The sequence below is a fragment of the Paraburkholderia sp. genome, from assembly GCF_050742655.1.
In the GTDB taxonomy this organism is placed as follows: domain Bacteria; phylum Pseudomonadota; class Gammaproteobacteria; order Burkholderiales; family Burkholderiaceae; genus Paraburkholderia.
Genome location: NZ_JBOIGG010000008.1, coordinates 98,843 through 112,859, shown reverse-complemented (window position 1 = coordinate 112,859; position 14,017 = coordinate 98,843). Strand labels below are relative to the sequence as shown.

Here is a 14,017-nt window from a genome sequence, read left to right as displayed (position 1 = left end):
ACACGAACGCGAATCTTATACGCGAATCTTATATATGACCAACGAGTATATCGCAAATGAGAATTATTATCATATAGAAAATGTAATACGCATGCAGAAGAGTCCGCGTCCAGCCTTGTACAGGGCCCCAAGCTTCGCAAAAGCCGTGCACTCCATGCAAAAGGCCGCTTCACAGCGGCCTTTCGTTTCCTTCAAACAGCCTTCCCCGGAATCAGGCGGCAACCGCCTCGACGGATGCCGACAGCAGCACGGGAATCGATTTCGACGTCGGCGTGCCCGCGCCGTCGGCGACCGATTCGAGCGGTACTAGCGGATTCGTCTCCGGGTAGTACGCGCCGAGACAACCGCGCGGAATGTCGTATTCGACGAGCAGGAAACCGTCCACGCGACGCTCGATGCCATCGTCCCAGACGCTCGTGATATCGACCCACTGCCCCGCCACGAAGCCGAGCATCGCGAGATCCTCGCGGTTCGCGAACAGCACGCGACGCTGGCCGAACACGCCGCGATAGCGGTCGTCGAGACCGTAGATCGTCGTGTTGTACTGATCGTGCGAACGGGTCGTCATCAGCGTCATCAGACGCTCTCCGTGACGGCTGCGCGCGCGATGGATCGGCGTATCGACGGCAATCGCATGCACGAGGAACTGCGCCTTGCCGCTCGGCGTCATCCAGATCCGCTCGCGCGACGCGACGCCGAGATGGAAGCCACCCGGATGCTTCAGCCGCTCGTTGTAGTCCTCGAAGCCGTCGATCACCTTCGCGATGCCGTCGCGGATCAGCGCGTAGTTCTTCGCGTGCGCCAGCCAGTCGACCTTCGCGCTGCCGAGCGTCGCCTGCGCCATCCGCGCGACGATCGCGATTTCCGACAGCAGGTTCGGCGACGCGGGCTTGTTCATCCCGTAGGAGATATGCACCATGCTCATCGAATCCTCGACGCTCACGCCCTGCGCGATGCCGTCCTGCAGATCGATCTCGGTGCGGCCGAGTGTCGGCAGGATCAGCGCGTCGCGGCCATGCACGAGATGGCTGCGGTTCAGCTTGGTCGTGATGTGCACGGTGAGATCGCACGAACGCATCGCGTCCCACGTGCGTGGCGTGTCGGGCGTCGCGATCGAGAAATTGCCGCCGAGCCCGATGAACACCTTCACCTTGCGCTCGAGCATCGCCTGAATCGTGTTGACGACGTCGAGACCGTGCTCGCGCGGCGGTTCGAAATCGTAGGTGGCGCCGAGCCGGTCGAGAAACGCTTCAGTCGGCTGCTCTTCAATACCGACCGTGCGATCACCCTGCACGTTCGAATGGCCCCGCACCGGGCACAGCCCCGCGCCGCGCCGGCCGATATTGCCGCGCATCATCATCAGGTTCGACAGCAGCTGCACCGTCGGCACCGAATTTTTGTGCTGCGTGAGTCCCATGCCCCACGTCGAGATCACCGCGCGGCCGCGCACGTAGATGTCGGCGAGCTTCAGCACGTCGTCGTAAGGCACGCCCGATTCCGCGACGATCGTGTCCCAGCGCTCGGCGCGCAGATCGTCGGCGAATGCGTCGAAGCCGACCGTATGTTCCGCGAGGAACGCGACGTCCAGCACGCGTTCGAGGCCCGACACGCGCGCTTCGTCGTCGAGTTCGATCACGCGCTTCGCGACCCCCTTGATCAGCGCGAAATCGCCGCCGACTTTCGGCCGGATGAACACGGAGCTGATCTTCGTGCTGCTCATCGTCAGCATTTCGACCGGATGCTGCGGGCTCGCGAAGCGTTCGAGTCCGCGCTCCTTCAGCGGATTGATCGACACGATGGTCGCGCCGCGCTTGGCACACTCGCGCAGCTCGCCGAGCATCCGCGGATGGTTTGTCGCGGGATTCTGGCCGAACAGCAGCAGCGTGTCGGCATGCTCGAAATCGTCGAGCGTGACGGTGCCCTTGCCGACGCCGACCGTGTGCGGCAAACCGCGGCTCGTCGCCTCGTGGCACATGTTCGAACAGTCAGGGAAATTGTTGGTGCCGTACATACGAACGAACAGCTGATACAGGAACGCAGCCTCGTTACTCGCGCGGCCCGACGTGTAGAACGCGGCGCGGTCGGGATCGTCGAGCGCGTTCAGATGCTTCGCGATCAGCGCAAACGCGTCGTCCCACTCGATCGGTACGTAACGGTCACGGGCCGCGTCGTAGACGAGCGGATCGGTCAGGCGGCCGTGCTGTTCGAGGTCGAAGTCCGATTGCGCCATCAGCTCGGTGACCGTGTGCGCGTCGAAGAACGCAGGCGTCACGCGCTTGCCGGTCGCCTCGGCAGCCACCGCCTTCGCGCCGTTTTCGCAGAACTCGAACGTCGATGCGTGCTCGCGGTCGGGCCATGCGCAGCCCGGGCAATCGAATCCGTCCGGCTGGTTCTGCGCAAGCAGTGTGCGGTAGTTGCCGCCCGCTACCCTCTCCTTGAGCAGATTGATCGCGACGTACTTCAGCGCGCCCCATCCGGCCGCGGGGTGGGTGTACGGTTCGATCCGGGCTTCGGGTTTCTTCTTCATGATGGGTCGCTGAAACGAGGGGCGCACTGCGCCGATGACCCCATCTTACTGTGCCCCAAAATACGCCCGGCACACAGAAAATGCAAAACTGAAGGAGTACAGTTGCGCCGATCTGCCCTACACTCGTACTGTTCCTGCTGCGACCGGATGCCGTGAAACTCTACGAACAGCTTGCCGATGAAATCGAGGCCACCGTACGGCGCGGCGTGTTTGCGGCCGGAGAGCGGATTCCATCGGTGCGCCAGGCGAGCCAGCAGCACGGAGTCAGCATCAAGACCGTGCTGCGCGCGTACGCGCTGCTGGAAAGCCGCGGCATCGTCGACACGCGGCCGCAGTCCGGCTACTTCGTGCGCGAACAGGCACGGCCGCGCGCCGCGCGCAAGCCCGCCGCGCAAACGCCGGCGGTCGCCGCGGAAGTCGACGTCAGCGGGCTCGTGCTGTCCACGCTGCGCAGCATCGGCAGCCGCGATGCGATGCCGCTCGGCTCGCCGTACCCGGACCCGTCGCTGTTCCCGTGGCGCAAGATCAACCAGTATGCGAACGCGATTGCGCGACGCCATGCGAGCTGGAATCTGATCGACGACCTGCCGCCCGGCAATCCCGAACTGATCCGCCAGATCGCGCGGCGTTACGCGGAAAACGGCGTACCCGTCGACCCCGACGAAATCGTCATCACGGTCGGTGCAACCGAGGCGATCAACCTGAGCCTGCAGGCGGTCGCAAAACCAGGCGATACGGTCATCGTCGAATCGCCGACCTACTACGCGATGCTCCACGCGATCGAGCGGCTCGGCATGCGCGCGATCGAGGTGCCGACGCATCCCGCTGATGGCATCGATCTCGACGTGCTCGCGCAGATCGTCGGCCGGCGAAAGATCGCCGCGTGCATGGTGATGCCGAACTTCCAGAATCCGCTCGGGTTCCAGATGCCCGACGAGCGCAAGCGAAGGCTCGTCGAACTGCTTGCCGCACACGAGATTCCGGTCATCGAGAACGACGTGTACCAGGAACTCTATTTCGGCGACACCCGCCCATCGACGCTAAAGAACTTCGACACGCGCGGGCTCGTGCTGCATTGCGCGTCGTTCTCGAAGAGCCTGACCGCGTCGTACCGGATCGGCTGGGCGATGCCTGGCCGTTATCGTGCACAGGTCGAGAAGCTCAAATTCCTCAACACGCTGACGACACCGTCGGTTCCACAGGTCGCGGTCGCGGACTATCTGCGGCAGGACGGCTACGACCGCCATCTGCGGCACGTGCGCAAGATCTATCGTCAGCAGGCGCGGCTGATGGCGGCGATGGTGCAGCGGTTCTTTCCCGACGGTACGCGCACGTCGTCGCCGCAAGGCGGATACGTGCTGTGGGTCGAGCTGCCGCCGCGCGTCGATTCGATGCGGCTCTATCAGGCGGCGCTCGCGCGCGGCATCACGATCGGTCCCGGCCACATGTTTTCGACGCGCAACGACTTTCGCCATTTCATCCGGCTGAACTACAGCTACCCATGGACCACTGCCATCGAGCATGCGCTCAGGACGCTCGGCGAACTCGCTGCGCAGATGGCTTGAAGAAGGACTGGCCAATGAACGATGCAATCGACCCCGCCCTCGTCGCGATACTCGCGCAGTTGTGGCGCGCCCAACAGGAGACGCCGGGCAAGGCATGGTCGCTCGCGAAGCTGTCGAAGCAGGCCGGCCTGCCGATGAGCGGCTTGCGGCGTCAGCTGACGGCGCTCGTCGACGGCGGCATCGTCGAGACGACATTCACCGAAGACGGCACCGGCACCGCGTGCCTCACCGATGCCGGACGGCAACTGTGCGCCGACGTGTTCGCCGGACCGACGACGTAACTTGTCCTGACGTGAGGCCGCGCGCAACCACGCTTGCTATAGTTCGACAGGCATGGTGCTTGCGTCACGCAGGCTGATTCGCCGCTGCAAGGCGTCACGATCCCGACGGGAAGGACCAGCATGGATACGTTCTCATCCGACAAGCTGCAGACAGCGGCCCGCAGGCAGGCTTCGTGGGCCCTCGGCGCCCTCCGGCAATTCTCCGACAACCGTTGCGCGGCGATGGCCGCGGGCATCGCGTTCTATGCGGCGTTCTCGCTTGCGCCGACCCTCGTGATGGTGATCGCGGTCGCCGGCTGGTTCTTCGGCGCCGACGCGGCACGCGGCGAACTGTTCCGTCAGGTGCACGGCGTGCTCGGCAACGAAGCGGCCGCCGGCATCTCGACGATCGTCGAGAACGCGCATCGCAGCGGCAACGCCGGTGGCATCGCGGCGATCATTTCGTTCGTGTTGCTCGCGATCGGCGCATCGGCGACGTTCTCGTCGCTCAACAGCGCGCTCAATATGGTGTGGCCGCCGGTGCGGTCGCGCGCGTCGAGCGTCGTCGCGCTCGTGCGCGTGCGGCTGATCTCGTTCAGCCTCGTGCTGGGCGTCGCGTTCCTGCTGATCGTGTCGCTCGTGCTCGATACCGCGATCACATTCATCGGCCAGTGGCTATGGGGCAATTCGCCTTACGTGATCATCGGCAACGTGCTGCAACTGCTCGTCGGCCTGTTCGTGCTCGCTGTCGCGTTCGCGGCGTTGCTGAAGTTTCTGCCCGATGCGATCGTCCGCTGGCAGGACGCGATGGTGGGTGGTCTCGTCGCGGCGGTGCTGTTTTCAGCCGGCAAAAAACTGTTCGCGCTCTACCTCGCGCACGCGGGCATGGCGAATTCGTTCGGCGCCGCGGGATCGCTGGCCGTGCTGTTGATGTGGCTGTACTTCTCGGCAGCGGTGCTGCTGCTCGGCGCCGAATTCTCCGCCGCGCGCGGACGGATGCACGACCCACGAGGCGCATGGGGGTTGCAGGACAGCGAGCCGCCGCCGGGCAGTCGCGCGAAGCTCGCGTCGGTTCTCGCGGCGTCGACAGTCGCGTCCCAGGCGCCACGTCGCCTCGACGAACCCGCGACGCTCGCCGCCGATCCCTCCACCAAACCGGCAGCGAGGACGAGTCCACGGCCCGAAGCCGTGCCACTCATGGCCGCATCGAAGCCAGTCCCTGAACGGGTGCCGGCGAACGGCGCGGTGCGCTTAGGCCGCACGGTTGTGCGCGTGGAAAACCAGGCGACGCGCGCCGCGGCCGCCACGCTCGTACAGGCCGGCCGCAAAGCCGTCGCCGCCGAGCGCTACGTCAAGCGGCATCCATGGGGATCGGTGCTGCTCGCGGCCGGTGCGGCACTCTTCGTGACCGCGGTCGCCGGTCGCCGCAATGGGAACAACGGAACTGACGCGCGGCCGGCGGCGAACGACGACCGCTAAAGGCACTGCGCGGCGGCTTAGTCCCCTTCACGCCGTCTGTCCAGTGCTTCTTTCGAGCGCCACGGACAACCCATCGAAAACGCATTAAAAGCAATGGTTCGATTGCCCGGCGGGTGGTCAAGTGCATTACTTCAGACTTTCAGTCTCACGTCACATTTGCAAAGATCGCCGGGATCACCATCAACAAAACAACAATAATGCTCATTCAGAGATGAAATGTTGTCAAATCAGGAATAGTCGACGAAAGGCTTTGTAGACAAGGCTCCGCGCGTCTTGTCACATTTTGGCTACAGTGTTTTTTTTTCAGTTCTTACACCTGGACACACTGCGCTATTCTGCTTTCCGCAACAACGAAACTAATCATCGCGTGGAGAAATGGATGAAACGAATCGCACTATCTACCCTCTCGCTGGCCCTACTGGGTGTCACGGGCGCGGCACATGCTCAAAGCAGCGTAACCCTGTACGGCTTGATCGACGAGTCCTTCCAGTATGTGCATCACGCTGACGCCAGCAACAACAACCTGTACCAGCTCTATTCGGGCAACCTGCAGGGTAGCCGTTGGGGCCTGAAGGGCACCGAAGATCTGGGTGGCGGCCTGAAGGCAATCTTCCAGTTGGAAAACGGCTTCAATCCGAACAACGGCAAGCTCGGTCAGGGCAGCCGCATTTTCGGTCGTCAGGCATACGTCGGTTTGACGCACGATTCGTACGGTACGGTGACCCTCGGTCGTCAATATGACCCGGTGGTCGACCTGGTTCAGCCGCTCACGGCAGACAACTACTTCGGCAGCACGTTCACGACCCCGGGCGACGTCGACAACAACGACAACAGCTCGCGTACCAACAACGCGATCAAGTACACGTCGCCGGTGTTCAGCGGCTTCCAGTTCGAAGGCTTCTACGCGCTGGGCGGCGTCGCAGGCCAGACGGGTTCGGGTCAAACGTGGTCGGGTGCGGCAACGTATGCAACGGGTCCGTTCAGCCTCGCGGCCGGCTACATCCGCATGGACAACGCCAGCTCGTCGACCCTGCGCACCGCGTGGGGCGGCACGTCGGACGGCACGTTCGACAGCGTGATCAACAACGCGTACCAGACGGCCAAGTCGATCGGCATCGCGTCGGTGGCAGCCCAGTACATCGCGGGCCCGTTCACGTTCAGCCTGCGTTACAGCAACGCTCAGTACAAATCGGATGCGGCATCGGCATTCGGCGGCACCGAGAAGTTCAACGTCGGCGCCGGCTACGTGGGCTATCAGCTGACGCCGGCTATGCTGCTGGGTCTGGGCTACACGTACACGCACGGCACCGGCGATACGAAAGCGACCTATCATCAGATCTCGCTGGGTGGCGACTACTCGCTGTCGAAGCGCACGGACCTGTATCTGGTCGGCGCCTACCAGCACGCGAGCGGCAGCCAGCGTCTGGCCGATGGGACGGTGGTCGGCGCGGGCGCTTCGGTGGCCGACTACGGCTACGATTCGAACTCGACGGGCTCGGAAATCGTCAGCCTGGGCATTCGCCACAAGTTCTAAGCATCTGGTCTGCGGCTGAAGTACCGAGCTGCAGCAAAGCCAGCCTGAGGCGCAAGCCGAAGGCTGGCTTTTTTATTGGGCGGATGGATTTGTGTGAACGGTCGCGTGTTACGGGCGCTGGTGCGCCCGCCCGCCTTACCGTTGAGCCTTTTGCTGCGCAGCCTGTGCAAGCGTCTGCTCGGGCATTGCGTCGGAGGCATTGGGCGTCGCGCCAGGCCCACGATAGGTGACCGGTCCGCGATCGCGTTGCGGCAGCGGCACGGGCGCCGCATCGCGCCAGTCCGGATCGGGAATCTCACTGAAGATCTGACGCAGCCGCTCACCCCACGTGCGATGGATCATCTCGTAATACGCGTTGTCGTGATCGATCGACACGAAGCGCGTCACGTGCAGCGCATCCGTTTCGTAGACCAGCAGATCGAGCGGCAACCCCACCGAGAGATTCGAGCGCAGTGTCGAGTCCATCGAGATCAGCGCGCACTTCGCGGCCTCGTCGAGCGGCGTGGCCGGCGTCAGCACGCGATCGATGATCGGCTTGCCGTACTTCGATTCGCCGATCTGGAAGTACGGGCACACCGTCGACGCTTCGATGAAATTGCCCGCCGCGTAGATCATGAAGAGCCGGGGCGCGTGCGGCTTGCCGCCGTCGAGGCCGATCTGCCCGCCAAGAATGAAACTGCAGTTGAAGTCGACGCCGAACTCCTGCAACGCCGCCGCTTCGCGCTGATGAACCGCACGCACCGCATCGCCGACGACGCGCGCCGCGTCCGCCATCGTGGCGACACTCCATAGCGTCGCGCGACCGTCGTCCGACGGCTCGTCGAGTTGATGCAGCACCGCCTGGGTCAGCGACAGGTTGCCCGCGCCGAGCAACACGAGCACCCGTTCGCCGGGCTGCTCGAAGACGGACATCTTGCGCGCCGTGCTGATGTGATCGACGCCCGCGTTGGTCCGTGTGTCCGACAGGAACACGAGGCCATCGTCGACACACATCGCCACACAGTAGGTCATGGGTTCATCCGGTAAGAAAAGACGCGCTATTGTAATGCCGCCGCATCGGCGATCGTCGGCGCGCGTCTGCTGTGACGTCGTTTCATGCAAAAAACCGACACACGCTCCGTGCACGCCACGTCATTTCATCGCTTTGCTACTTCGTCACGCGTCAATAAAAAATCCCCGCGGGTTACACCCGCGGGGATCGCATACTGCCGGCAGTGAATGCCGCCGCCCGAAGCACGACGGCACTCGAGTCCGTTCAGGCAGCCGCTGCGTCCTTCAGCTTCTTCAGCGCGCGTGCCTTGATGCGCACGCTAGCCGGCTTGGCCGGGAACCAGCGCTCTTCGCCCGTGAACGGGTCCTTGCCAAAGCGCTTCTTCTTCGCCGGCACTTGTTGCGCGACGATCTTCAGCAGACCCGACAGCGTGAATTCGCCAGCACCCTTCTTGTGCACCGCGCCGAGGATCGTATCTTCGAGCGCGGCCAGGACGGCCTTGGCGGACTTCGGTTCAACACCAGCGCGTTCTGCGACATGAGCAGCCAGCGAGGCCTTCGTGAAGGTGTCCTTGATCGGCGACAGTGCGCCGGACGCCTTCACGGCGACCTTCTTAGCTGCGACTTTCTGCGCAGGCGCTTTCTTCGCAGCAACCTTTTTGGTAGCTGCAGGAGCGGCCTTCTTGGCCACCTTTTTTGCGGAAGTCGGCATGTTTCTCCTACCTGTTGTGGTCAGTGAGTGCACGAAGCGCACACGGTATGCACACGCTTCAACGCCGGATTCTACAAGCGCTGCGGCGTTTCGCGCGAATCTTTTGTGCGTGAAACCCGGGTTTGTTGCGTGGTGCAGACTCCACGATGCATTTCGATGCCTGTTTTAAGGGGTAAACGTGGATTCGCTCCGCTCGTCCGATGCCGCGTGTGACCATGCACCGTGTCGAAAAGCCCATGAAAAGCGGGCTTTTTGTATCGACGAAGCGAACGCGCGCTGACGTGACACGGCATGGCGGAAGCTGAAACGGATTCGTCAGCGAGTCGGGGCAAGCGGTTTTCATCGACGTGCGAGCGTGGGCATCAGTCGCGCGAGCCGGCCGAGCGCCGCGTCGATATCGTCGGCGGCGATCCCGCCATAGCCGAACAGCAACCCCGGACGCGGCGGCACGCGCACGTGAAACCGCGCGAGCCCATAGAGGCCGATCGACGCGTCGCGCGCGGCCGCGACGAGCGTCGCTTCATCGAGCGGCGGTTTCAGATGCGCCGCGAGATGAATGCCGGCGTGCGGCACGATCGGTTCGAACCACGGCGCCAGGTCGCCGCGCAGATGCTCGAGCAGACACGTGCGTCGCGTCGCGTAGACCTTGTGCATCCGGCGCAGATGTTTCGCGAAATGGCCGTCGAGGATGAAGCGCGCGAGCGCGGTCTGCGTCAGCGTGCAACCGTGCCAGTCGCCGACCTGACGTGCCTTGCGCAGCGGCGCCTGCAGCGACGCGGGCGGCACGACATAGCCCATCCGCAGCTCGGGCAGCATCGTCTTCGAGAACGTGCCGACGTACGCGACGAGTCCTGCGCGGTCCAGACTCTTCAGCGGTTCCATCGCGCGCCCCTCGAAGCGGTATTCGCAGTCGTAGTCGTCTTCGACGATCAGCGCGCCGCGCTGCTGCGCCCACTCGAGCAGTTCGACGCGCCGCTCGAGACTCATCGGCATGCCGAGCGGAAACTGGTGCGACGGCGTCACGTACACGAGCCGCGCGTGCTTCGGCAGCTTCGCGACGATGAGCCCCTGCGCGTCGACCGGCACCGGGACCACTTTCGCGCCGAGCGCGGCGAAGCAGTCGCGCGCCGGCGGATAACCGGGATCTTCGACCGCGGCGACGTCGCCCGGACGCAGCGTGACGCGCGCGATCAGATCGAGCGCGTGCTGCGCGCCCTGCGTGACGAACACGTCCTCCCAATTGCCGGGCACCGCGCGGCTGAAGGCGAGATAGCGCGACACCGCGAGCCGCAGATCCTGTTCGCCCGCGGCTTCGCGATACGTGCCGCGACCGCGCGCCTGAACGCGCAACGCATGGTTCACGCAACGGCGCCACGCGTCGAACGGAAACAGCGTTTTGTCCGTCACGCCGCCGATGAAGTCGTGCGGCACACCGGCGGCCGGTATCGGCATCGGCGACGCGCGCAGCAACGTGTCCCAGACCGGTTGTGCCCTCGCGCGCGGCTTCGACTGCGAACGCGCCGTAACGGCTGCGCGGGTTTGCGCAGAGCTCCCGACCGGCAACCGACCGAGACCCTCCGCGACGAACGTGCCGGCACCGGCACGCGCGACCAGATAGCCTTCGGCGAGCAGCCGCTCGAACACGTCGAGCGTCGTCTTGCGCGATACGCCGAGTCGACCAGCAAGATCGCGCGTCGACGGCAAACGCGTGCCGCCCGCGAGTCGGCCCTCCACGATCCCCGCCCGCAGCTGTCGATAAATCTGTCCGGCGAGATCGTGCCGGCCTTCGATCGCGAGATGGATGTCCATCTGAACTGGTTACCTCGAATATCCAGAAAATGGTTATTTTACGCGACCACTATACGGCCTAAGCTTGATTCCGTCGCCCGCCAACGGGCATCTTCAACAGGAGCAGGTCATGCAATCACGTCTCGACTACTACAAGGCGAGCCCGGACGTCACGAAGGCAATGCTGGCACTGGGGGAACGGGTCGGCAGGAGCAGTATCGAGAAGCCGCTCGCGGAACTGGTCCGGCTGCGCGCATCGCAACTGAACGGCTGCGCGTTCTGTGTGGACATGCACGCCACCGACGCGCGCAAGGGCGGCGAAACCGAGCGACGGCTCACCGCGGTCGTCGTGTGGCGCGAAACGCCGTTCTTCACCGACCGCGAACGTGCCGCGCTCGAATGGACCGAGGCTGTCACGCTGATCGCGCAGACTCACGTGCCCGACGACGTGTGGGAAGCGGTCAAGCCGCACTTCAGCGATCAGGAAATCGCCGACCTCACGTTGTTGATCGTCGCGATCAACGGCTGGAACCGGATCGCAGTGTCGTTCCGCCAGATGCCAGCCTGACAACGGCCGAACGGCTCAGGCGCCGACTCCGCTCCGGCGCCCGACTTCCCCTCCTCCACAGCCGCCCGGCCCCGTCGGACCCACCGCTCCGGCGCACATTTTCCCGACACAAGTTTTCGCCATCGAAACACCGTTATTACCGCCCGACAGGTGTAGTATTTTTCGGTGCCTTTATGCGCGAAAACGTTAAATCATGACCGAAACAGAAGACAGCCTCGCTGCCTTGTGTCCAATCGTCGAACCGTCAGGATTAATGCAGACCGTGGTATGTTTGCCGATCGAAAACGGGTGTCCCGGACTGCCCCGCTTTCAGCGCGAAACAACACGCCGCGAACGGCATATACCGCCGGACAGTAAAAATCCATCAGAAATCGTTTTAATATGGCGCACGGCCGATTGCCCGCCACGCGAGCCGTCGCGGCTTGTGTCTGCCGGCCGGCCATGTTGTTTTTGCCCGACCGCATTTCGTTTTTGTTTTATCGATCGATCCGTTTCGACATCAGACTTTACTGTTCAGCTCGTATAAACGTCACAGGGGTATCTCGTATGTCCAAAGATATGACGACCGCCAGTACCAGCACGAACCCGGGCAAGGTCAAGCTCATCAAGTGGGGCATTATCGGTTTGTCGATTATCGTCGTCGCTCCGCTCGTGGTTCTGCTGCTGAAGGGTCTGGTCGGCCTGATCGCGGCGGGAATCATCGGGCTCGCGGCGATCAATTTCACGCCCGTCATCGCGATGAAATTCGCGAACCAGAAGGTCAAGATGATGGTGAACGAGGCCGGCACGAATCCGATCGAAACACTCTACAACCAGCTGGCCGAAAAAGAACAGGCGGCGCAGAAGTTCAAGGACAGCATCACGAGCTTCCGCACCGAGGTCTCGAACTTCGCGGCCAAGACCGCGCAGTTCAAGAAGCAGTACCCGGACGACGCCGACCGCTTCGAATCGCAGCTCGCGACGATGACCAAGTTGCTCACATATCGCGAGACACGCTACAAGCAGGTGCAGGCGGAACTACAAAACTTCTCGAACGCGATCGACCGCGCGAAGGCGCTGTGGGACATGTCCCAATCGGCGCAACGGATGAACAAGATCGCCGGCATGCAGACCAGTAACACGTTCGAGCAGATCAAGACCGATGCGGCAATCGACGCGGTGACGAACTCGGTCAACAAGGCGTTCTCCGAAATGGAAACGTCGCTGATGGAGAACCCGGAAGTCCAGCAGGCCCAGGCGGCAGTCGCTGGCGTCACCGCATCGCAGACCGCGCTGCCGACGTCGATTGCCTCGAAGCAGTGAGCGCCCGAACGGCGAATTCGACAGTCCAACCTCCGTATCCAATACGATGAAAAAAATACTCGGCTCGGCACTCTTTCTGATCGTTCTCGTCGCAGGCTGGCTGATCTACCAGGGCGGCCTGCTGCGCAACTTCCAGTCGCCTGCGCAGACCAGCGCCACCAGCCCGGCGAATTCCGGCACCGATAACAGCACCAACACAAGCAGCAACAACAGCACCGCCGCACCGAAGGTCGTGCAGTCCGTCGCGGTGGACGGCTTCGTGCCGGACAAGAACACGCTGAAATCGATCGTGACGAACGGCGTGGTCCGTGTGAGCGTCGAGAATCCGTCGCGGCCGTTCTATTCGGAAGTCGACGGCAAGGCGCAGGGCTTCAACGTCGACTTCGCGAAACTGCTGTTCGCGCAGAAGGAATTCACATCGGGCGATCACAGCACGATCAAGGTGGACACCGGGCACGGCGTGGACACGTACCCGGCGGTGCCCGCACAGCTCACGCAGACCGACAGTCAGGGCAACGCGGTGGTCGACGTGGCGATGGACGGCCTGACCTTCCCCGACGATTCGCCGAACGGCGTCGTCTACACCGTGCCGTACATCGACGACTTCGGCTATTCGCTGATCGTGCGCAAAGGTTCGCCGATCCATTCGGCAGCCGATCTCAGCGGTAAGACAATCGGCATCCTGCAGGGCGATCCGGACGTCAAGGCGTTCGTCACGAAGGCGTTCCCGGACAGCCGGGTCGTCGAACTGTCCGATGCCAGCATCAACGGCGAACGCTCGTGGATGGCGCATTTCCTGAACAACCGGCAGGTCGACGCGATCGTCTACGACTACCCGTTCGGCGTCGCCGAAATCGAAGGCACGGACCTCACGTTCGCGGTGACCAAGCTCGACGGCTCGAACCTCGCGTACAAGATCGGCGTGCGCAAGAGCGACAACGATCTGCTGGTGTACCTGAATTCGGCGATCGCGAAGGTCCGGCAGTCGCCCGAATACCTGGCGCTGCTGCGCAAGTACTTCATCAGCAACCAGATCGCGACGACCGCCGCGAGCGGCAACGAAAAGACCTACGTCGTGAGGTCCGGCGATACGCTCAACCTGATCGCATCGAGCCAGCTGGGCAGCGCGCAGCGTTACGTCGAGATCCAGAAGCGCAACAACCTTCCAAACCCGAATCTGATTCTGGTCGGCCAGCGGCTGGTGATTCCGCGCGGTTAAAGGTTTGATCTGAAAACGAAGCGGCCCCGGCATGGCATGCCGGGGCCGCTTCGTTTCAACCCGCGCGTATCCG

At 63.2% G+C, this 14,017-nt stretch carries 11 protein-coding genes; 7 read left to right on the top strand and 4 right to left on the bottom strand.

What is annotated here, in order from left to right:
• Positions 1-211 precede the first annotated feature (211 nt).
• Complete coding sequence (locus ACREXZ_RS13530; RefSeq protein ID WP_431764591.1) at positions 212-2,527, bottom strand: FdhF/YdeP family oxidoreductase; 2,316 nt, start codon at positions 2,525-2,527, stop codon at positions 212-214.
• A gap of 152 nt (positions 2,528-2,679) precedes the next feature.
• Here ACREXZ_RS13530 and ACREXZ_RS13525 point away from each other — a divergent pair, with 152 nt between their 5' ends.
• From ACREXZ_RS13525 to ACREXZ_RS13510, 4 genes are all read left to right on the top strand, one after another.
• The gene (locus ACREXZ_RS13525; protein ID WP_431764590.1) at positions 2,680-4,092 is read left to right on the top strand and encodes a PLP-dependent aminotransferase family protein; all 1,413 of its coding nucleotides are present in this window, start codon (positions 2,680-2,682) and stop codon (positions 4,090-4,092) included.
• A 14-nt stretch (positions 4,093-4,106) separates the two neighbouring features.
• A complete protein-coding gene (locus tag ACREXZ_RS13520) occupies positions 4,107-4,373 on the top strand; it encodes a helix-turn-helix domain-containing protein (protein WP_431764589.1) in 267 nt (88 codons plus the stop codon).
• A gap of 120 nt (positions 4,374-4,493) precedes the next feature.
• The gene (locus tag ACREXZ_RS13515; RefSeq protein WP_431764588.1) at positions 4,494-5,831 is read left to right on the top strand and encodes a YhjD/YihY/BrkB family envelope integrity protein; all 1,338 of its coding nucleotides are present in this window, start codon (positions 4,494-4,496) and stop codon (positions 5,829-5,831) included.
• Between the two features lie 379 nt (positions 5,832-6,210).
• Positions 6,211-7,365: a porin gene (locus ACREXZ_RS13510; protein ID WP_431764587.1), complete on the top strand. Its 1,155-nt coding sequence runs from the start codon at positions 6,211-6,213 to the stop codon at positions 7,363-7,365.
• Between the two features lie 135 nt (positions 7,366-7,500).
• Here the strand turns inward: ACREXZ_RS13510 and ACREXZ_RS13505 are convergent, their stop codons facing one another.
• From ACREXZ_RS13505 to ACREXZ_RS13495, 3 genes are all read right to left on the bottom strand, one after another.
• Entirely contained in the window at positions 7,501-8,376 is an 876-nt protein-coding gene (locus ACREXZ_RS13505) for a peptidase (RefSeq protein ID WP_431764586.1), read from the bottom strand.
• Between the two features lie 244 nt (positions 8,377-8,620).
• A complete protein-coding gene (locus tag ACREXZ_RS13500) occupies positions 8,621-9,067 on the bottom strand; it encodes an HU family DNA-binding protein (RefSeq protein ID WP_431764585.1) in 447 nt (148 codons plus the stop codon).
• Positions 9,068-9,406: 339 nt separating this feature from the next.
• On the bottom strand, positions 9,407-10,876 hold the full coding sequence (locus ACREXZ_RS13495) for a PLP-dependent aminotransferase family protein (protein ID WP_431764584.1): 1,470 nt from the start codon (positions 10,874-10,876) through the stop codon (positions 9,407-9,409).
• A 109-nt stretch (positions 10,877-10,985) separates the two neighbouring features.
• On the opposite strand from ACREXZ_RS13495, the gene ACREXZ_RS13490 reads away from it, so the two are divergent.
• From ACREXZ_RS13490 to ACREXZ_RS13480, 3 genes are all read left to right on the top strand, one after another.
• Positions 10,986-11,423 (top strand): carboxymuconolactone decarboxylase family protein, encoded by a 438-nt coding sequence (locus ACREXZ_RS13490; RefSeq protein ID WP_431764583.1) that lies wholly within the window; start codon positions 10,986-10,988, stop codon positions 11,421-11,423.
• 546 nt (positions 11,424-11,969) lie between these two features.
• Positions 11,970-12,725: a hypothetical protein gene (locus ACREXZ_RS13485; RefSeq protein WP_431764582.1), complete on the top strand. Its 756-nt coding sequence runs from the start codon at positions 11,970-11,972 to the stop codon at positions 12,723-12,725.
• Between the two features lie 46 nt (positions 12,726-12,771).
• Complete coding sequence (locus tag ACREXZ_RS13480; RefSeq protein ID WP_431764581.1) at positions 12,772-13,944, top strand: transporter substrate-binding domain-containing protein; 1,173 nt, start codon at positions 12,772-12,774, stop codon at positions 13,942-13,944.
• Positions 13,945-14,017 lie beyond the last annotated feature (73 nt).